Annotated in this window: 1 protein-coding gene; it reads right to left on the bottom strand. The window is 44.2% G+C overall.

Going from position 1 to position 669, the window contains the following annotated elements; all coding sequences use genetic code 11:
* Positions 1-576: nitroreductase family protein (locus tag A3735_RS00415; RefSeq protein ID WP_068637348.1), on the bottom strand; the 576-nt coding region annotated here is incomplete at its 3' end.
* Between the last annotated feature and the right edge of the window lie 93 nt (positions 577-669).

Raw genomic sequence — 669 nt, 5'->3', positions numbered from 1 at the left:
ACTTGCCCAAGTGGCAATAGCGGCTTGAGGACAGGACCCCAACCCTTCTTCTACGGCAGCGAGCATGAGTGATTGCATAAAGATACCGGCGTCCAAAGCACTATAAAGACCAAGTTTGTCATTGATAAATATAAAAATTGCAGTGGGCGCACCAAAAAACTCAAAATTCTTTTGCATTTGCGCCTCACGTGCCTCGTAGTCACTTCTTTCAATGCCCAGTGTTTCGTATAGCCCCATGCCACAATCAAACTTGCGTTTCTTAAGCTCATCAGGGTAACTGACGTCGGGGTTATAATCGCCGTCGGGCAAAACACCACTTGTTAACCCCTGCCAAATTTTGCTTGGTAACGGAAGGCGCTTAATCCGGCTAGCTTTGGCGAACTTGCTAGATAATTCGTCAGCTATCTTATTTTTTGTGCTACCGCTAGCAATTGCAATTCGATAAGGTTGAGAGTTACCTCCACTGGGTGATAGCAATGCTTTGCTGATAACGCGCTCCAAGACATCATCCGGAATACTTACAGGTGTGAATTGACGAATGCTACGGCGCGTCTTCAAGGCTTCAGAAAGTTTCATAATTCGTCCTCATGTACCAATATTTCGAAGGTGTGTATGCAAGTATAAGCACGGGCTATTGGTTTATATATAACCTATAATGAAAGATACTAT

It is taken from the genome of Oleiphilus sp. HI0061 (assembly GCF_001635675.1).
The sequence above is the reverse complement of the archived record's forward strand: the minus strand, read 5'-3'. Positions and strand labels throughout refer to the sequence as shown.